Annotated in this window: 9 protein-coding genes and 9 pseudogenes; 11 read left to right on the top strand and 7 right to left on the bottom strand. The window is 57.9% G+C overall.

The features are described 5' to 3' along the window. Nucleotides 1-325 precede the first annotated feature (325 nt). Nucleotides 326-837 (bottom strand): annotated as a pseudogene (locus ACD590_RS36550) (IS66 family transposase); the annotation flags it as partial. A gap of 13 nt (nt 838-850) precedes the next feature. Then, nucleotides 851-940 (bottom strand): annotated as a pseudogene (locus tag ACD590_RS36555) (IS5/IS1182 family transposase); the annotation flags it as partial. Nucleotides 941-1,015: 75 nt separating this feature from the next. On the opposite strand from ACD590_RS36555, the pseudogene ACD590_RS36560 reads away from it, so the two are divergent. The 8 genes and pseudogenes from ACD590_RS36560 to ACD590_RS36595 all read left to right on the top strand — a co-directional run bounded on the left by ACD590_RS36560 (nt 1,016) and on the right by ACD590_RS36595 (nt 9,076). Further along, nucleotides 1,016-2,118, top strand: a pseudogene (locus ACD590_RS36560) (IS3 family transposase). Between the two features lie 120 nt (nt 2,119-2,238). Continuing rightward, a complete protein-coding gene (locus tag ACD590_RS36565; protein ID WP_170961545.1) occupies nt 2,239-2,853 on the top strand; it encodes a group II intron maturase-specific domain-containing protein in 615 nt (204 codons plus the stop codon). A 79-nt stretch (nt 2,854-2,932) separates the two neighbouring features. Next, nucleotides 2,933-3,421 (top strand): annotated as a pseudogene (locus ACD590_RS36570) (IS630 family transposase); the annotation flags it as partial. A gap of 92 nt (nt 3,422-3,513) precedes the next feature. Beyond that, nucleotides 3,514-4,166, top strand: a pseudogene (locus ACD590_RS36575) (aminotransferase class III-fold pyridoxal phosphate-dependent enzyme). Between the two features lie 94 nt (nt 4,167-4,260). Continuing rightward, nucleotides 4,261-4,506 carry an aminotransferase class III-fold pyridoxal phosphate-dependent enzyme gene (locus ACD590_RS36580; protein WP_245424680.1) on the top strand — a complete coding sequence of 82 codons (246 nt, stop codon included), beginning with the start codon at nt 4,261-4,263 and terminating at the stop codon, nt 4,504-4,506. Between the two features lie 447 nt (nt 4,507-4,953). Next, nucleotides 4,954-6,339 (top strand): annotated as a pseudogene (locus tag ACD590_RS36585) (condensation domain-containing protein); the annotation flags it as partial. A gap of 243 nt (nt 6,340-6,582) precedes the next feature. Next, the gene (locus tag ACD590_RS36590) at nt 6,583-7,635 is read left to right on the top strand and encodes a KamA family radical SAM protein (RefSeq protein ID WP_342588558.1); all 1,053 of its coding nucleotides are present in this window, start codon (nt 6,583-6,585) and stop codon (nt 7,633-7,635) included. A 547-nt stretch (nt 7,636-8,182) separates the two neighbouring features. After that, complete coding sequence (locus tag ACD590_RS36595; RefSeq protein ID WP_096772316.1) at nt 8,183-9,076, top strand: MurR/RpiR family transcriptional regulator; 894 nt, start codon at nt 8,183-8,185, stop codon at nt 9,074-9,076. Here ACD590_RS36595 and ACD590_RS36600 read toward each other — a convergent pair. From ACD590_RS36600 to ACD590_RS36610, 3 genes and pseudogenes are all read right to left on the bottom strand, one after another. Next, nucleotides 9,060-9,926, bottom strand: a complete 867-nt coding sequence (locus tag ACD590_RS36600; protein WP_439004414.1) for a recombinase family protein — start codon at nt 9,924-9,926, stop codon at nt 9,060-9,062. The genes ACD590_RS36595 and ACD590_RS36600 overlap by 17 nt on opposite strands. 344 nt (nt 9,927-10,270) lie before the next feature. Then, on the bottom strand, nt 10,271-11,467 hold the full coding sequence (locus ACD590_RS36605; RefSeq protein WP_097622234.1) for an IS256 family transposase: 1,197 nt from the start codon (nt 11,465-11,467) through the stop codon (nt 10,271-10,273). Nucleotides 11,468-11,650: 183 nt separating this feature from the next. Continuing rightward, nucleotides 11,651-13,292, bottom strand: a pseudogene (locus tag ACD590_RS36610) (MFS transporter). A gap of 593 nt (nt 13,293-13,885) precedes the next feature. Here ACD590_RS36610 and ACD590_RS36615 point away from each other — a divergent pair. Further along, nucleotides 13,886-14,657, top strand: a pseudogene (locus ACD590_RS36615) (IS110 family transposase); the annotation flags it as partial. 336 nt (nt 14,658-14,993) lie between these two features. After that, nucleotides 14,994-15,560 carry a UPF0149 family protein gene (locus ACD590_RS36620; RefSeq protein ID WP_096772352.1) on the top strand — a complete coding sequence of 189 codons (567 nt, stop codon included), beginning with the start codon at nt 14,994-14,996 and terminating at the stop codon, nt 15,558-15,560. 96 nt (nt 15,561-15,656) lie between these two features. Here the strand turns inward: ACD590_RS36620 and ACD590_RS36625 are convergent. Together ACD590_RS36625 and ACD590_RS36630 are read right to left on the bottom strand one after the other, a co-directional pair. Then, a pseudogene (locus ACD590_RS36625) lies at nt 15,657-15,890 on the bottom strand (IS5/IS1182 family transposase); the annotation flags it as partial. 183 nt (nt 15,891-16,073) lie between these two features. After that, nucleotides 16,074-16,766 carry a GntR family transcriptional regulator gene (locus tag ACD590_RS36630; RefSeq protein WP_239621056.1) on the bottom strand — a complete coding sequence of 231 codons (693 nt, stop codon included), beginning with the start codon at nt 16,764-16,766 and terminating at the stop codon, nt 16,074-16,076. Nucleotides 16,767-18,042: 1,276 nt separating this feature from the next. On the opposite strand from ACD590_RS36630, the gene ACD590_RS36635 reads away from it, so the two are divergent. Then, the gene (locus ACD590_RS36635) at nt 18,043-19,125 is read left to right on the top strand and encodes a lysine-2,3-aminomutase-like protein (protein WP_096772288.1); all 1,083 of its coding nucleotides are present in this window, start codon (nt 18,043-18,045) and stop codon (nt 19,123-19,125) included. Nucleotides 19,126-19,246: the final 121 nt, after the last annotated feature.

Below are 19,246 nucleotides of genomic sequence, written 5' to 3' on the forward strand. Positions count from 1 at the left end.
GGCGTAAGTGCTGTTGTCGCGTTTGTGACGTCGCCGGACATGCTACAATGCGGGGCGCGGGTGGTATGGCGCGTGTGAATTCCGCTCGAAGGTGTCCTGGGTGCCGTTTCCTGGCCGGATACTCCAATCGCCGGTGCATGGGAGTTCGTGGCAATTGATAGCAAAAACGGCTGGAAACCGACACCTACTGTCGGGTTTGTCGAATCCGAAATATGGTCAATATTCGACCTAGCGCTTGCAGCGGCATAGTCGTAAGCGCGATTTTCGATGCGCATTGACGGCGGCAAGACCGATGACGTTCGCGCATTGGTAGCGAGATCCGGTTCTATCCGGCCTTAATAGTCTTGGAGAAGTTGAACGGCAGCAGGTCGTCGATTTCGGCCGCTTTGCCCCGTTGCGGCAACTCTGTGAGCAGTGTGGCGCAGCCAGGCGAGCGGGTCGATCCGCAGGCACGGCAGGTCAGCATGAGACTGTAGATCACGGCGCTGGCCTTGGCACCGTCGGAGGTATCACTGAACAGCCACGATTTTCTGCCGGTGGCAAAAACTCTGATCTCGCGCTCCAAAATGTTGTTGTCGATCGGCATCCTGCCATCGCTGATGTAGCGTGTCAGGTAATCCCATTGGTTCAGGGTGAGGAGACGGCATCGCCGAGCTTGGTATCCGGCACGATCTTTGGCGCGATGTTGTCGAGCCACGTCTTCAGGGCGTTGAGGACAGGCAAGCTGTGCTGTTGGCGGAATCGGCGAATGCAGTCACCTGTCGTTTCACCGGCGTCGGGCTTTTCGCCTCGCGTCTGCCTTTCGATCCGGTAGAGCTGCTCGAAGAACCTGAGAGCCCGATTCAAAAGTTCATTCGTATATCCAATATCTTGCGATGCGCCTTGTGAGCATTCTGATTGAAGCGATTTGCGCCCATGCGGTTGCGCTTTCGATTGATCTGAACCCTTCAAACTGGACCAATTTTGGTTAGAGTTTTCCGGTGCATTTTCCTGGCTGGGAAAGGACCAGAAGACGATGAAAGCATCGCAGTTTTCGGACGCTCAGAAGGCGTTCATTCTGAAGCAAGGTGATGAAGGCGTGTCGGTTGCTGAAATCTGCAGGAAGGCGGGGATCAGCCAGGCGACTTATTTCAACTGGAAGAAAAAATACGCGGGCATGCTGCCACCGGAGATGAAATGGTTGAAGCAGCTCGAGGAAGAGAATTCGCGCCTGAAGAAGATCGTCGCGGATCTAACGCTGGACCGCGAGATGTTGCAGGATGTCATCCGCCGAAAGCTCTGAGGCCTGCTCGGAAGCGGGAGATGGTGAAAGGCATGTGCCGCGATTGGGCGATCTCGATCCGGCGTGCTTGTGGAGCGTTGAACTTCGATCGATCAACTCACCACTATACCTCTCGCCGTGCTGATCAGGCCGGTTTGGAACGTCGTATTCGCGAGATCTGCGAGATCCGTGTGCGGTACGGCTATCGCCGCGTGCATGTGCTGTTGGAACGCGAGGGTTGGGGCACCAACATCAAGTGAACTTACCGCATTTACGGGGACTTGGGGCTACAGTTGCGGAACAAGACACCGAAGCGGAGGGTAAAAGCCAAGCTTCGCGAGGATCGGCACATGGCCGTCGGACCCAACGACGTCTGGGCGATGGACTTCGTTCACGACCAACTCGCAACGGGTAAGAAACTGCGCGTGCTGACGGTGGTCGACACCTTCTCGCGCTACGTGCCGGTGCTTGATCCACGTCATAGCTATAAAGGCGAAGACGTTGTGCAAACCCTTGAACGGGTGTGCCAAAAAGCCGGCTATCCGAAAACGATCCGTGTCGACCAAGGGACGGAGTTCGTGTCGCGCGACTTGGACCTGTGGGCCTATTCCAAGGGCGTGACGTTGGACTTCTCACGCCCCGGCAAGCCAACTGATAATGCTTTCATCGAAGCGTTCAATGGCCGCTTCCGTGCAGAATGCCTGAACCAGCATTGGTTCCTGACCCTTGCGGATGCCCGCGAAAAGATGGAGGATTGGCGTAGATACTACAATGAGGAAAGACCTCATGGTGCGATCGGCAACAAGGTGCCGATCTCGTTGGTGAATTCAGGGTGCGCAACCAGCCCGCCTCCCTGAGTAAAGCCGGAAAACTATAGCATCCGGTGGTCCAACGTTTGGGAGCGGTTCACCCGCAAGGGGGCGTGGTCAGCCCGATCCTATCGAATCCTCTTCGTGCATTACGCGTTTGACGTCTGGATGACCCGGACGCATCCGGATCTACCATGGTGTCGGTATGCAGACGATGGTCTGGTGCACTGCCGGACCGAGCAGGAAGCAGAGGCCCTCATGGTCGAGCTCCAAGCGCGGCTGGCAGAATGCGGACTTCAGATGCATCCGACTAAGACCCATATCGTCTACGGCAAAGATAATCGGCGCCGGGAAATGTATCCGACGTTCAAATTTGACTTCCTTGGATACCAGTTCAGGCCGCGACAGGTGGCGACTTCACAGCGGAATGAGTTCTTCTGTGGCTATACCCCAGCGGCCAGTCCGGCGGCGCTAAAATCGATGCGGGCCACGATCAAGAGCTTGAACATTCCGCGGCAAACGCCCGGGACGCTGGCTGAAATTGCCAAACAGATCAATCCGCTCCTCCGGGGATGGATTGCCTATTATGGGCGGTTCAGTGGTTCGGCCCTGTTCTTCCTGGCTGACTATGTCAATCGGAAGCTCAAGGCCTGGATCATGCGAAAGTACAAGCGCTTTCGGTTCCACAAAACTCGGGCTTCGCAGTTCCTGCGGCAACTTGCCCGAGATAGACGGGACCTCTTCGTACACTGGCAGGCGTCCGGAACGAACACGTTTACCTGATGGGAGCGGTGTAATCGAGAGGTTCACGCACCGTTCTGCGAGAGGCCGGCAGGTGAAATCCCTCCGGCCTACTCACCCCGGCCTTTCGACCAAGATGGCACGGCTACGCGGACGTGCACTTCGAGGTGAGCGTTGCCGAGCTGGCGTGCCACATGGCCATTGGAAAACAACGACCTTTACCGGAGCGTTGCGCCTCACCGGGATGACCGCGCCGTTTGTCTACGATGGCGCCATGAACGGTAACGTCTTCCTGGCTTACGTCGAACAGGTGTTGGTGCCTACCCTGGAGATCGGCGACGTGGTGGTCATGGACAACCTACCGGCTCACAAGACAGCCGGTGTACGCGACGCCATCGAACGTGTCGGCGCCACGCTCATGTTCCTGCCTCCTTACAGCCCAGACTTCAATCCGATCGATAACGCCTTCTCCAAACTGAAGGCGATGCTGCGAGGCCGGGCGGAGCGTAAGATTGACGCCCTGTGGGACGCAGTCGGCGCCTTGATACCCCGCTTCACCCCCGCAGAATGCGCCAATTACTTCAAGGCTGCTGGATATGATCCGGATTGAACAGGATTTGCTCCAGACGATGCCGTGGAATACTTGAAATCAAATCGGATTATCCACGCTTGGACATGGCCACGTCAGCGAAACGAGAGTTTATGGAGTATTTTGACGAGATAAAATGGCGCCCGCGTCGTCTGACATACAAATTTCAGTTTGCCGGTCCTACGGGCGCCAATGCCGTCGAAGCTGCTTTGAAACTCGCGCGCAAGGCCACTGGACGGCACAGTATAATTTCATTCACCAACGGCTATCATGGCGTGAGCTTAGGCGCGCTCGCAGTAACTGGCAATCGATACTGCCGAGATGCAGCAGGTCTTCCTGCTGGCGGCGCAGTGTTCATGCCCTACGACGGGTATTGGGGAGCTGACAAAGACACTTCAGAATATCTGGAAAGGGTGCTCGCGGATGCTAGCAGTGGTATTGACATGCCGGCAGCCATCATTTTAGAAACCATCCAAGGGAAGGGGGTATAAATCCTGCCAGCAAAGACTGGCTGCAGTCGCTCGATCGGCTTTGCAAAAAGAACGGCATCCTCCTGATTGTTGATGACATTCAGGCGGGCTGCGGCCGAACCGGCGATTTTTTCAGTTTTGAGTTTGCGAATATATCTCCAGACATCGTTCTTTTGTCAAAGTCCCTCAGTGGCTGTGGACTACCTCTGTCCCTTTTGCTGTTCAAACCCGACTGGACGTGTGGCGACCGGGCGAGCACAGCGGGACTTTCAGAGGCAACAATCTCGCACTCGTGACGGGCACTGCCGCTTTGCGAAAATACTGGACAAATGAAAACCTGTCTAAGCTGTTGTCGAAACAGGACGCATCCTGAGCGAGCGCCTTCGGCAAATCGCTCAAAGCAACCGAGATTCTTACCTTTCCGTACGTGGAAGGGGCATGATGATGGGGCTTGACTGCAGTACGGGCAAACTGTCCGAGAAAATTGTCCGCCAGGCCTTCGAAGACGGACTTGTGATAGAACGATGCGGCACGGAGGACCAAGTGGTCAAATTTCTTCCTCCGTTGACTATTGACGGGCAGACGCTTCAACGTGGTCTGGACATTCTGGACAAGGCTGTGCGTACAAGCCCCTAAAGCCGCCCTCTGACGGCGCAGCCGGCGCATTGAATTGCACAAACACCTGCCAACGCATCGAGAGCGACCACCAGGATCGGCAAATTGTTCGACTCAGCAAGAAAGGCCGGTGCCATGTTCGAGGCGATGCTTTCCTGAGCAAAGGATTGGACCGCTGACCATCCGTCCGCCAGCAGAACGAGCTGCTCGCGCTTTTTCTGAATCAAGGGTCAGGCTAAAAAGCAGGCTTTTTAAGGCATTCTCGCGCCCAAAGTCCGAGTTTGCGATAAGCCTGTTTATGTTCGGAACCTGACACGCCAGCCGCAAGTTTCCGTCGCTGCGATGCAAATCCCTTGGTTTTGCGCCTTTTGACACAATCTCTTCAATGGCACGCCGATTGCATGGGACAGCGTGAAATAATCCGTTACGACCATGGGGGTCTTGCAAGCTCCGGCCGAGGAGGTCTACATGAATTTTGCTCGAACGCTCCCAATCAATGCGATAGATGCTGCACTGTTTGGTGCGGTTCCGCCAATTGAAGCTTTGCCTCGCCCACAGCGGGTGCCGCTGTCGTTGTCCCAGGAGCGTTGGTTTTCGTCGCGTCCGGTGGACGGCAGCCGAGCCCGTCACGTTCAGATGGAGCTTCGGCTTCGCGGCGAGTTGAACGAGGCAGTCCTTCAGTCTTCTTTGGACGGGCTGGTGGCGCGTCATGAGATGCTGCGCACCACCTTCGGGGTTGACGACGGCCGGCCGTTCCAGCGGATCGGGCCGTCGGACGTCCGGCTGCCACTGAAACGGGACGATCTGACGGCGGCAGCAGATGTGGAGGCGACCCTCGCGGAGTTCATGAGCCACGAAGTGCAGGCGACGTTCGACTTGGACTCCGGGCCGCTGATCAGTGCTCGGCTCTTGCGCTTGGCAGCGAACGACCACGTGTTACTGATCACCATGCACCGCATGATCTCCGATGAGCAGTCAGGAAAGATCCTGGCGCGCGAGTTCAACGAGCGCTACACTGCGGCCTGCGAGGGCCGCGCCGATCAGCTGATGCCATTGCCGGTGCAGTATGCGGACTATGCTGTTTGGCAGCGTCGTTGGCTGGCGGGCGAGCTGTTGGAGCGCCACTCGGAATACCGGGGCCGGATACTGGTGGGCGCGCCAACGACGCTGAAGCTGCCGACAGACCGGCCGCGTCCGGCGCGGCAGGACCGCAGGGACAGTTACGTCGAGTTCGTGTTACGGGAGCCGCTGGCCACGCGGCTCAAGGCACAAAGCAGTCTTCTTGGGACCACATTGTTCGTCACTCTGCTGGCGGGCTGGGCGCTCGTGTTGGCACGGTTGTCGGGTCAGGATGAGATAGTCATTGCCACGCCGGACGCCAACCGCACGCGCTCCGAGATTGCGGGGCTGATCGGCCCCTTTGTAGACGCGCCGACACTGCGGATTGATCTGTCAGGCGACCCCACTCTGGGGGACTTAATGAAGCGGGTGAATGCCGCGCTTTGGGCGCAGGCATACCAGGACCTGACGTTTGAACAGGTGATCGAGCTCGCCAATCCGCCCCGTAACGAGTCTCACACCGCGAGCTTCCCGGCTATACTTGCATGGCAAAATAATTCTGCGGCTCCTCTGGAGCTGCCGGGACTTGAGTACGTCAGCGTTGACGAACGTGTGGAGCAACATGATCTTGCGCTTGAGTTTGTTGAGGTCGGCGAGGCGATTCGTGGAAGGCTGATCTACGCGCCGTCGCTGTTTGAGCGCAGCACGGTCGAGCCGTTTGTGAGCTATTTGCAGCACGCGCTGAGCGAGATGGCGGTCGACCTTGGGCAGCGAGTTTGGTCGGCGGCACTTCCGTTGGGGGAGGAACGTCACCGTCTTCCGGCAGAGCCGAACCCGAGGAAAGCGGCCTATCCTCAGGACCGGCGCACGCACGAGCGGTTTGGGGCGCAGCCGGAGCAGGACCCGAGGGAGAGTTCGGTTGACTGCAAGGATCAGAGCCCAAGCTATCGTGAGCTGCGAACGACCTCTGGCGCGCCTCGCGATTGGTCGTTTCAAACATCGCCAATCAACTCGGATCCGCCGATCGATACCGCAGTCATGACCTTCATTGAGGGGACGCGCAGCGTTAGCCCCGGTGAACTACAAGCCAACAGCATCACGCGTTATCATGTCACAAGATTCTACCGTGAACAGATCACCAAAAGTGGCTATTATAACCAACTTAAATACATCGTCGAACCCTCATTCGAAGAGTTCGAGAGCCCCGGCAATTTGGATACCAGCGGCGAGCACGATAACACAGTTGTACCGGGGTTTCAGCACAAATACGCCCGGACGGGATTGTTGCTGGTAACGGACCGTTGCGCTTCATACTGCCGCTACTGCTTTCGCAAACGCATTGTTGGCAAGGACTCCGATGAAATCGCAGCTGATTTCGCGCAGATTGCGCAATATATCGGAAGTCATCCTGAGATGACGAACGTGCTGCTCTCGGGAGGCGACCCGTTCATGCTCAGCACCGCCAGACTTGATGAAATTCTTGACCATCTGCTGCCCTTCCCACATTTGGAGTCCATTCGATTCGGCACAAAAATGGTCGCCTACACGCCCGAAAGGTTCGAGGACCCTGCGTTACCGGCTTTGTTCCAACGGATCCATGACGCGGGCAAGGCCGCAGTGATCGTCACACATTTCGACCACATCGGTGAAATCTCGGTCGATGCTGAGCGCAACATTCGCTCGTTACGCGCGTGTGGCGTGCAGTTCCTCAACCAATCCGTGCTTCTCGGGAAAGTCAACGATGATGCCGAGATCTTAGCGGCAACCTTCGCCAAGTGTCATCAAATAGGTATCCGCCCATATTATCTCTTTCAAGGCAGGCCGGTGAAAGGTGCATCGCATTTTCAGGTTTCATTGCTCCGCGGACTAAAGATTGTGCACGGCATCAACCAACGTCTCAGCGGCATCCAAAAGACATTCAAATACATCATGTCGCATTACACAGGAAAGATTGAGATCCTGGATCTCGGAGCCGATGGCCGCTTGTATATGCGATATCATCAAAACAAAGCCGCAGAAATGATTGGAAAGGTCTTTTCCCGGCCGCACCTCGATGGCGCCTGCTGGTTGGACGACTTGCCTGAAGCGTGAGATCGAAGCGGAAATGCGGATTGCCGTAGAGAGCGAGTGGAGCACGAAGCACCGCCTTTTTTATATGGCAGCACCGTGAGGCGGTGGTGGCGACTTTCTCGCTTGCCCGAGAGTGGAGATGCTATGTGTTCGACGGGAACACCATTAAGGGGTTGGTCACTGCGGCGTGCGGAGTGGCGGAGGACTGGCTTGAACGATTCCATCTGGAACGCGCCCCCAGGACATTCAGCGTGCTTGGTCGTTTGGTAACCGCTACCCTCATCTTGAAAAAATGCTTCGGCAGATCACAGATAGAGCCCTAGCCGGGACCATGACAGAGCTCACGACTGATAGCCCGAAGAGCGGCGCATCGAGTTGCCCACCCAGCTCTACAAGGCGGCCAGGGGCGTGCTGTTCGTGCTCCTCGTCAATGTCTCGTTACTTGGGGTGTTTAAGAAGGACCACAGTTGGGGCACGAGTGGCCGTTAGGCTGAGCCTCGTCGCTGCACTGCGTTTGCGCTTCTGCTGGACTCAACCTTGATCGATCGACCTGAGGACGTAAATCAGAATGGATTTCCCCGTCTCAAACCTCATAAGGGACAGCTATGAGCGCTTCCCGCGGCAAATGAAGGTCGCCGCGCGTTGGTTAGTTGATCATCCGACGGAGGTCGCACTGCTTTCGATGAGAGAGCAGGCACGTCGAGCACGAGTCCCTCCGGCAACACTTACGCGGCTTGCAAAGCGCCTTGGTTTCGATGGTTTCGAGAAATTGAAGGAAGTATTTGCGGACAGCATCAGGGAAGGGCCCGAGAGCTTCATCCGGAGTGCAGAGGAATTGCTGGTGCGACGGCATATCGAGGGCGATGAGGCCCTCATCGGCGATACAATTAGAGCTTTGCATGGCCATCTAGGCGAATTTGCACAGCCCTCAGCGATTGCCACGCTGACAGCAGCCGCCGACCTCATGGTGGAGGCAAGGCAAATTTTTTGTATCGGCCGCCGTTCAAGCTTTCCGGTAGCTTATCTGATGCACTACCTCGGGTCATTGCTCGACTCTCCCACGATATTGATTGACGGAATGGGTGGCTCCTCCACCGATGTGCTCCGAGCTGTCGGTCCACAAGACGCATTGGTCGCGGTTACAGTCAGCCCGTATACTCGCTTCACTGTGCAGGCCGCCGATTTCGCGGTCTCGCGCGGTGCTAAACTAGTGGCTTTGACCGACAGCGACCTGTCTCCGATCGCTAAGATTTCTGAAATTGTGATCCGCGTTCGGACCGAAATGCCCTCGTTTATCCACACAATGACTCCCGCATTTGCCGCGGTGGAATGTCTCCTGCGCCTGGTCGCCGCCAGACGCGGTAATTGCGCCCTTCAAGCTTTGGCAGCCAACGAAGGACATCTCGCAGAATTCGGCACTTATGTCCTGCGGACACCGCGCAAACCTATCGCAAATTTCTGAGCTCAACGACGACCTGTTGGGCTCGCGCAGCATGTCGATGTTGGTATTGGTCCCGCCAACTGATGTAACCTTGATGATTGTCGCGCAACAGCACGCTCCATTCATCCCTCGGCTTGCGCACCCCGGTAACCTTGCGAGCGCGGCCATCGACGATCCGCGTTCGCTGCGCACGTCTTCCGAAGGCATAGGCGCCCGCGTAGAGTGGATCGTGGAGAATCTGCATGACGCTGTGGTAGGCCGGCGCCTTCCAGGCAAGCTTGCAGACGTCGACATTGCGCAGAACGACCGGCATCTTGATATCGGCCCACCGCAGCCACAAAAAGACCTGTCGTCCACTTCCCAGTTCCCGGAATTTGGCGAAGACGAGCCTGATCGTTTCTGCCACATGTTCGTCCGGGTCAATCTCGATCTTGCCCGCCTCGCTCCAGCAAAATCCCGGCGGCAGCATGAACCGCAGTTCCCCGCGTCCTGCCTTGGAATCACGTGCGGCGATGCCGCGCTGACGCATCAAGCTAAGCTCATACTCCGACATCGTGCCTTTCAATCCAAACAGCAGACGATCGTTGACGAGCTGCGGATCATAGGCGCCATCCGGATCGATGACCAGCGTACCCGCAAGCGCGCAAAGGTCGACCAGATGATGCAAGTCCCTGCCGTTGCGCGCCAGGCGTGACGCTTCAATGCAATTGACAGCTCCGACATTGCCGGAGCAAACCTGTTCCACAAGCCGTTCGAATCTAGGTCGTTCCATGCTGCCTGAACCGGAGCGGCCGAGATCATCATCGATTACGCTCACCGACCTGGCGCGAAAGCCTTGGCCACAATCTGCGCACGATCTTCCCACGACCATCGCCGACGCCGCTCCGGCCCCGTCAACAAAACTGCATGTCTCATGCTTCAATGCACTCTTAATTCCACTCTTACGAGCGCAGACTCACGGGAGACGCGGAACTTCGCAAGGCGGTTCACGCCGAAGGGATACGTTCCGCTTCGGCGGGCTGCGGCAAGACCAGAATCGAAAAACGAGGAAAAGGCGGCTGTCGTGAGCAGGGATCGACGCCAGCCGAGTGAACCTGGATGGCAGGTGTTGATGCCACACCCAGGCCAGGAGCTGTGTTGGGTTTGCTGCTATTCTCCGCATCCTAATGAGGTTGTGTGCGTCAAGTTCAGCAAAATGGGCAGTCATGAGACTGGTCATGCGGCATTGCGGAGAGCGAGTTTCTTGTGCTCTCTGAGGTCGTCCATATTGATGTAGCGGTTGGCCTCCATCCAGTTTTCGTGGGTTTCGACGGCAAGCGCCCGGACTAGGCGCAAGCAGCTGTCGGTGTTGGGAAAGATGCGCACGACATAGGTTCTGCGCCTGATCTCCTCGTTGAGGCGCTCGAGCATGTTGGTGCTCTTGAGATGCTTGTGGTGAGTGCGCGGCAGGCGGAAGAAGGTGAGCGTCTGCTCGATGGCCTCCTCGACCCAGCCGGTGAGGCGCGGATATTTGCCCGACCATTTGCCCAGCCAGGCGGCAAGATCGGCCTTCGCCTCGTCGATGTCACGCCGGTCGTAGATCCATCGCAGTTCCTGCAGGCAATCGTCGCCGTGCTTGCGCGGCAGGTGGTCGAGCGCATTGCGCAGGAAGTGCACGTAGCAGCGCTGCCAGGCGGCTTCCGGAATGACTTCGCCGATCGCCGCGACGAGGCCGGCATGATCGTCAGAGACGACGAATTCGATACCCTTGAGGCCGCGGGCTTTCAGCCCCAGCAGGAAGTCCTTCCAGGCCGACCGGCTCTCGCGGCCGGCCATCTCGACGGAGAGGATCTGCCGCCGGCCATCCCAATCGATGCCGACGGCGATCAGCACCGCCTGGCTCCTGACGACGCCGGCCTCTCTGACCTTCTCATAGCGAGCGTCGAGAATGAGATAGGGAAAGGGCTCTTGAAGCGGGCGGCAGGCAAAGGCCTTCAGGCTTTCGTCCAGGCGCTTGTTGATTGCTGAGATCGATGACGCCGAGAAGGAATGACCGCACAGTTCCTCGGTGATCGCCTTGACCTTGCGCGTCGACACTCCCTGCACATACATCTCCGCCAGCGTCGCCACCAGCGCCCGCTCCGAGCGCTGGTAGCGCTCGAACAGTTCGGTGGAGAAGTGCCCGGAGCGATCCTGCGGCACCCGGAGCTCTAACTTGCCGACCCGCGTCATCAGCGTGCGACCGTAGTGGCCGGAGCGGTAGCCGAGCCGCTCGGGCGTGCGTTCGCCTTTCGCAGCTCCCAAAGCCTCGTCCATCTCGGCTTCAAGTACCTCCTGCATGACAGCACGGATCACCTCGTGCAGCCCATCGGGGTTTGAAAGCAAAATATCTTTGACGGCGCCAACGGCAGTCTTATCTTCAATCTTGGTCATGGTGGCGTTCCTTCCAGGGAATCAGGTGACGTTGAACATCACCAGCCTGCCATGGCCGCCCTTCTCAGCGAAATTTGCAGAACCTTCCGCACACTACCCCTAATGATCGTGAGGCTTCGTTTCTGGCCGGCGACACTATGACCGTTGCTGCTGCTCGATAGATGGCCTCATCGCAAAATCACCTCACGGACGCGAAACGCGCGCGGCCGGTTGGCTCCGGGTCCGTCGCGCGTCTGTTGTACGCTCAATTACAAGATCAGTTTCCGGAGGCTTGTCACTCATATGGAAATCGGCGAGAAGCTGGACGACTTGCTGATCCGATGGAGAGAGGCGATGATGCAGACGCAGGAAATCCATCCAGGTCGGCGTGCGGAACGTTTCCGTCCACCGGGAGGGCTTTCGAAGATTTCTCTGGAGCGTCCAGTCGCGCGCACCTGCGCGAGCTAGGGCGTATCTGCGAGTGCGCATGTGATCGAGGAAGATGTCAAGGTCGGTTTCATCTATGGAATATTCCGTCCTCGCTGCAATCGGACCGTTTCGGGGCTTTAGATCAAGCGCCACAGCGGGCGCCGGATACACCGAGCCCTGCTGATCACCCTCCGCCTCCAGATGCACCGGCAAGACGAACCCTGAAGCCGCAAAGAGGAATAGGGCGGCCGCGGCTAATTCGAGAGAAGAAGCCAGCGAATAGGTCTGGGCGACGGTCCCCCAGATCCAGCTCCCCGCTGCCATGCCACCCGACAGGAATGCATAGTAGATTGAGAGCGTACGGCCGACGACCCAGCGCGGACTGCCCAATTGTACCCAGACGTCGAACCCGGTCCAGGTGATGACCCATCCGGCGCCGCCGATGGCAAGCGCAAGTGTCGCCATAGGTACATAGGAGGTGAAGGCAAGCGAGATGCAACACACCGCGGAAGCGATCGAAGCGATCGCCATCAACCATTCCGGAGGAAGCAATTTCCTTAAGAGCCGGTTGTTTAGACCGGCGATGCAGGCGCCTGTTCCAAAACCGGCAAATAGTATGCCGTAGATGATAGGTCCGCCGGCCAAACGATCGCGTGCGACGAGCGGCAGAAGTGCAAGAATGGCAATGGCGGCAAGACCGAAGAGGTTGCACGGATAATCGCCGCTCGGATGTCGGAGGAAAGTGCCGTGAACCGCATGCCGTCGTGGATTGCTGTTGAAATCCGCTCTGCTGGCAGAGGAGACGAGCGAACGTGCCACTTGTTGCGCAACACGGCGCCGAGCGGTGCGAGGTTGCTGCACGCGGCAAAAAGAAAGGCCGCCAAAGGGCCAAGGAACGCGAGAACGGCTCCGCCCACAGCCGGTCCGAGGCTGCGCGTCACGTTGTATCCAACCGACATGAGTGTCACCGCAGCCGGAATATCTCGTTTGTCGAGTTATCACCCACCGAGGCATGCCAAGCGGGGTCATTCAGCGCAAATCCGCAGCCTGCCATAAATCCCAGCCCGAGAATGAGCCAGGGACTGACGAATCCAAAGGCGGCAGCAACTGCCAGTGCGATAGACGCGAGCGCGATTAATGACAGCCCGATGATCATGACCGATCGGCGGCTATACGTATCGGCGATAGCTCCAGCGATGATAGAGAGTATGAATGCTGGAAGCGTGGTCGAAGCCTGCACAAGTGCGACCATCAGATCCGAAGTGGAGATCATCGCCATGAGCCAACTGATTGTGACAGTTTGCACAAGCCATCCTAGATTTGCGACTTGCGTCGAACTCCAGATCGAACGGAATGCGATATTCCGCAGCTGATAGAGGGTGCTTGGCCCGCGCACGGAGACGTCTTTGATCTGCATTCTGCGGGACGCCTCGAGCTTCTTGGAACCCCAGTGACGTAGCAGGATATCCGCAACCATGCTACGAATTCCGCCGTTATTGAGGGCCCTTGGCGCAGGAAGCCTGTGTTGAGCGGGACTGCACCCGGCAGTCCGAGTCCCACTGACATTTCGCTTGCTTATTATAAAGCTTGTAGCCTGTTTAAGATTTTCCGTTTCGAACCCGGGTCAATCGTTTGTCGCGCTATTCTACCGTCCGTTTTTCGCGCACGTGATTGGTTTCACCAGCAGAGAGTGACGAGTCGTCTGTGACCAGCATATCGAGAAGGCGGGCGCTGAATCTGCGGCTTCTGTCTCGGCCATTTTGCTCACTAACACTGTCCGATTATTCCTCTGGAAGGGCGTACCGGAGCACGCGCACTTTCTCCTGGTCGTGGAGGGAATTTCCAACACTCGATTGACACGATAATTGTCATCCTCGAGTTGTTGTTGTCAAAACTTACTAGAGGCGCGGCGTTTTCAGCCAGTTAGAAACGCGACACTAGGACCGTCGGTCAGCCACCGATCTGACCGGCTGGTCCGGGTTGCAGGCGGAGTGGGGCGGGTGAGACGCACGCGGCAAGAACGACGCGGCGGACGCGGAAGCCTTGTGTGAGGCGATGAGCCGACCCACCATGAGGTTCGTGCCGGTGAAGACCGCGAATCAGCAGGCGGCGTTGATGCTGGTCGGCGTGCGGGAGAGACTCATTCGCAATCGAACGCAGCTCGCCAATGCCATTCGCGGTTTTGCCATGGAGTTCGGCATCGTCGCGGCCAAGGGCATGTGCCGGATCGAACCGCTATTGGAGCGAATAGCGGCTGATCAATCCCTGCCTGAATTGGCGCGCGAGCTCTTTGCCATGCATGGTGTTGAATATCGGCAATTGCTTGCCGAGACGAAAGCCATCGAGGAAAAATTGACCGCGCTGCATCGCTCCGATGAATGCAGCAGGCGGCTTGCCGAAATTCCGGGTGTCGGGCCGGTCGGCGCATCGCTTTTGAAGATGAAGACCCCAGATCCCCGAATGTTCAAGTCGGGTCGCGAATTTGCCGCCTGGATAGGGCTTACATCCAAAGACCATTCGACGCAGGCAAGGTAAGGCTTGGTGTGATCACACGTGCCGGCGATGCTGAGGAGCGTTTTAGTGGTTGGCGCGACTGCCCTTCTTCAGCACGTCAGAACAGGTCGAAGCAGACATGCTTCCCGATGGCTCACCGAACTCCTGCAAAGGAAGAAATCGAAGCTGGTTGCGGTGGCACGCCAACAAGATCGCCCGTATCGCCTGGAAGCTCATGGTGAGTGGCGAAAATTATCGGCGGACGGAGGGGCAAACACAGGCAGTATAGGAGATTGGCCATCACGGTGAGCATGATAATGCTACCGTGTTGAGCTGATGCAGTGAACTTGCAAGAGAAAAGCAGATGGTGCGATCGATCGATCCAAGACGCGTGAAACTCCGTCAGTTCCACTGGCCATTCAAGGCAGTTACCGTGTTAGGAGCACGCGTTGCGGAAACCATCTTGGCAAGTGGTCATGTGCGACCACACAGAAAGGCCGCACAGATGGAAGCAAGCGATCCGATCAAAAATTTCTGTTAAAAAACACTTGCAAGTGGGGGCCGTCAACATATGGAACTGGAAGGCTGAGCGCGAGGCGATGACAGAGCAGGAGCGACGGGCGGCATGACGCACAACAGCCAGGGGACGACGACCGCACGACCGAAGCTTGATGATGTGGCGTTCGAGGCGTTTATCAGGGCACGTCGTCCGGCATCGCCAATCTGGTCAATGAGCGGTCTCGATGGCTATCTCACTGCTCTCATCATCGGACCGAGATTTATCGACCCACGCCAATGGATCCCGGAATTGACCAGTCCGGATGCCCTGAATCTGCCGATGGAAACAACTGAACATCGGGCCGTGCAGACGATCGTTGCGGAATATAACCGCATCTCTGCGAGCCTTTCTGAAACACCGAAAGACCCCCGGCCCAAGTTCACCAGGATCGATGATCAGACCTTTGATCCATTCGATTGGATCTCTGCTTTCTGCGAGGAAACAAGTTACGCGCCCAAGCTTTGGCAGCCCGTCCTTCGAGGTCATGCCGTCACTGGGGATATCATCGCGCCCATCCGCAAGCTCGGCGAGGCAAAACGGAAAGCGACCCGCCACGATGCTGCTGAAGTCGCCGAAGCACTCGTCAATATCGGAACCCATTTTATGCCGAAGCGGGCAAAGCAGAAGTTCTGACCGAGAGCCAGAAACCTATTTAGCCGACCGTGAAGAACGCTGTTTTCATTGTGGCGGGCAGGATTGTCCGTCGCCACAGTTTTTACGTTGAGATCTTCAGGAAGCGTGTGACGCGGAAACGTGCGGGGATCGCGGCAGAGCCGCCAGGAGCAATGCGGCGAGCAGGCACAAACAGTCTCTGAACCAGTTAAGCAGGAGCGAGAAGTTGTAGCCAACGGCAGCCAGAACGGCATTGATGGCATCTCCTTGTTGTCCGGCGAGATAATTGCGATCCATCCGATGCTCGTTCTTGATGTGGCCGATGACGGGCTCGACGGCTGACCGTCGTCGTGATCCGTGCAATGCAGGCACGTCGAGGTCCATTTCGTGGTGAACCCGCGCCGAAGCATGAACCCAGCCGAGACCGCCTTCGTACGGACGATTCATGAGATGGTCGCGAAGACCTCGTTGGAGGAGCGCACCTATCTGTAGGGCGACCATCTGGGTTGTCGCGCTGCCCCGATCGGTAACGACTCAGTCCGTCGCCTCGCGGAACCTCATCGCCTCAAGCAAGAATTCGCTCGCATTGCGGATCTCCTCGATGAGGAAGTCGCGCGCTAGATCGGGCTGGTCCTGGCGCAGGGCGCCCATGATTTCCTTGTGCCTGTGCGGCGCCCGGCCGAGCGAGCTTCCCAGCAGCGCCCAGCGCGCCTCCCAGAACATTGGGCTGCGGCGAAGCCACAGGCTCTCGATGAAGCTGAGCAGCAAGGTCGAACCGGAGGAGCGGTAGAGCTCGAACAGGAAGCCGGTATCGGCTTGCCGCACTCCTGTCGGATCGCTGGCGAGCCGGGCGGCTTCATGCTGCGCCACGAAGGCGTCAAGCCGCTCGAACTGTGCGGGCTTCAGATGGGGCGCGGCAAGCGTCAGCGCCAGCGGCTCCAATTGCAGGCGCACCGCCGTCAGTTCGGAAAACTCGCGCCGGGTCATGCGCGGAACCACGGCCGTTCCCGATGGCTTGGCATCCAGCGCTCGCTCGTTGACTAGGCGGCGTAGGGCTGCACGCCCCGGCATGGGGCTCAGCGATAATGTCGCGCAGACTCCCCGAATGGAAAGCTTGCTGTCCGGTGTGAAATCGCCATTGATCAGCGAGTTGCGGATCAGCCGATAGGCCGCTGCCTCCAGCGCGCCCGCGGCCGTGGTTTCGGTGCTCGCTTCGCTCTTGCCCATATGCTCTATGCTCGCTCGATTTCGGCTCCGGATTTTGTCTTGCTGGAACTCAGTCGCACCGTCTGGCTCGTCACGACCGGGTTGCATGGATTGGCTGGTGAGACCGCTTCTGCCAGCCCCTACCTCCATGCTGCGCTTAGTTTTGGAGATACCGGTCGCGCTGAGTCGGCGCGGTCTCCGCCGTATCGCTCGGCACCGCCGTTGATCGTGGCGGGATGATCAGTCAGCGGCTTGTGTCCTGCGGGGTTCGGCCCGGCAGCCGGCAATCGCCTCGTCAGAAAACCAGACGGCGAGGCTTCCGCGCTGCTGCAAGGCAGATTCATACTCCGCCCAATTCCGCACCCGGTATTGCTGCTTCGGAATGCAGTGACGGCGAGCGGCATTAGTTTTGAAGGGCATAGCGGAAATCCGAGATCAGGAGGACGCGGTTCCCTATGCCATGCCACTCCGGCCGCTAAATCGCTCATCGGTGCAACAATGCGTATCAACACCGATCGCCTCGGTGGCGTCCCTCGCAATGTAGTGTACTGAGCTGGATCAGCCGACAGGGCCCTTGGATGAAAACCGAGACGCCAGGCCGCTTGGACGTAGAGCAGACCATCGCCCGGTGTATTGCTTTCAAACAGGATGAGGGCTCTTGTTGCCATTTGTGTTGGCCTTTCGTGGTGTCCGATGCGGCGACATGACGGTAAATCGAGCCAGTTCTCAGACGTGTCTGACTTCCGATTTTTGGTCAGCCTGCCATTAGATTGCCAAGCCTTCCCATCTGCTCCGCAGGTCGGGAAAGCGCGATCCTCATGGCAGTGACATCATTTTGGATGAGCGTGTTCATGAGATGTCCTCGTCGGTCTGCGACGCGCTTTAGGATAACCATGCATCTACCGTTCCAAAAGAGAATACCATTAAAACACAATACGATACCTCTCATGCTGCTATGTCGCTTGTCCAACATCGTTGGACATCAGACAACGCGGGGCGCGCTTGGATGGTGCGTGAGCCCCACTTTCCCGCGAAAGAACCTGTTCGCCATTTCTCGGAGAATGCTTGGGATCCAACAATTGTCGGGTTTGTCGAGTGTGTGGCACGATGCTATGTGACCTGGCGTCCTGCCGCAGTCTCATGGGAGCTATTGAATACACTGCCCAACATATCATCTGAGGCTCTTTCTGCGCAGTTGGCATGACTTTTGAAGCTCCCCTTGTCGCGGTCAGGAATTGCCGTCTGGCATTCATGGCGTGAGTATAGCGCGATCGCTGAAACGAGGGAGTAAAGCAACATGTCAGGGCAGCACAATCAACCTAAGCCGACAAGCGCTCGTCCCATCCGCACACCTGCAGAGCTGGTCGAATCTGGCTTCGTTACGGCTGAAGACCTTGCTAGTAGTATCGACGCCGTGGCCGAGCGCCATGCCGTCGGGATCAGCCCCGCCATCGCCGCGCTGATCGACCGGAACGATCCGAAGGATCCGATCGCGCGCCAGTTCGTGCCGGATGCGGCCGAGCTAAATGTGGCGCCCGAGGAGCGCGAGGATCCCATTGGCGATCTCACGCACAGTCCTGTCGAAGGGATCGTGCATCGTTATCCCGACCGGGTCCTGCTCAAGGCCGTGCATGTCTGCCCGGTCTATTGCCGCTTCTGCTTCCGCCGCCAAATGGTCGGTCCGCAGGGGCTCGGCACCCTCTCGCCCGAGGCCATGGACGAGGCGTTTGCCTATATCGCCAATCGCCCGGAAATCTGGGAGGTGATCCTCACCGGTGGGGAACCGCTCATGCTCTCACCCCGCCGCCTCGGGGAAATCATGCAGCGGCTGGATGCCATCGATCACGTGAAGATCGTCCGCTTTCACACCCGCGTTCCCGTGGTCGAGCCGGAACGGATCAACGAGGCTTTGATTACCGCCATAGAGGCGAGCGGCAAGACGGCCTATGTAGCCCTCCATGCCAATCATCCGCGCGAGTTGGCGCCTTCGGCTCGCGAGGCCTGCGCTCGTCTCGTCGATTCGGGCGTCGTTATGATCAGCCAATCGGTTCTGCTCAAGGGCGTCAACGACGATCCCGACACGTTGGCGGCGCTCATGCGCGCTTTCGTGGAAACGAGGGTAAAACCTTATTATCTTCACCACCCGGACCTCGCCCGCGGCACGAGGCATTTCCGCCTCTCCATTGAGGAAGGCCGCGCCCTCGTGGCAGGCCTGCGCGGTCGAATCTCGGGGCTTTGCCAGCCGACCTACATCCTCGACATTCCGGGTGGGCATGGGAAGGCGGTGATCGGACCGGATGCCATTCAGCAAGAGGAGGCAGGTTGCTATAGGGTCTGCGACTTCAAGGGCGGCGGGCACGCGTATCCGCCTTCGGATTAACATAATTCAATTCAAGCACTACCGATCCTTATGTGGACGGCCTCCACCTCCTATGGGCAATACTCTGATCGACTCGCTTGCGCCCATGTTGGAATAGACGGCCCCTGCGCAGGCGGTTCCA

The organism is Rhizobium sp. 862_C5_N1_2 (assembly GCF_051811205.1).
Taxonomy (GTDB): domain Bacteria; phylum Pseudomonadota; class Alphaproteobacteria; order Rhizobiales; family Rhizobiaceae; genus Rhizobium; species Rhizobium leguminosarum.

Coding starts and splice junctions, on each gene's coding strand:
- ACD590_RS36565 (WP_170961545.1), top strand. CDS start 2,239: ATGACCCGGACGCATCCGGATCTACCATGGTGTCGGTATGCAGACGAT.
- ACD590_RS36590 (WP_342588558.1), top strand. CDS start 6,583: ATGACCTTCATTGAGGGGACGCGCAGCGTTAGCCCCGGTGAACTACAA.
- ACD590_RS36595 (WP_096772316.1), top strand. CDS start 8,183: ATGGATTTCCCCGTCTCAAACCTCATAAGGGACAGCTATGAGCGCTTC.
- ACD590_RS36600 (WP_439004414.1), bottom strand. CDS start 9,926: ATGGTCGTGGGAAGATCGTGCGCAGATTGTGGCCAAGGCTTTCGCGCC.
- ACD590_RS36605 (WP_097622234.1), bottom strand. CDS start 11,467: ATGACCAAGATTGAAGATAAGACTGCCGTTGGCGCCGTCAAAGATATT.
- ACD590_RS36620 (WP_096772352.1), top strand. CDS start 14,994: ATGACGCACAACAGCCAGGGGACGACGACCGCACGACCGAAGCTTGAT.
- ACD590_RS36630 (WP_239621056.1), bottom strand. CDS start 16,766: ATGGGCAAGAGCGAAGCGAGCACCGAAACCACGGCCGCGGGCGCGCTG.
- ACD590_RS36635 (WP_096772288.1), top strand. CDS start 18,043: ATGTCAGGGCAGCACAATCAACCTAAGCCGACAAGCGCTCGTCCCATC.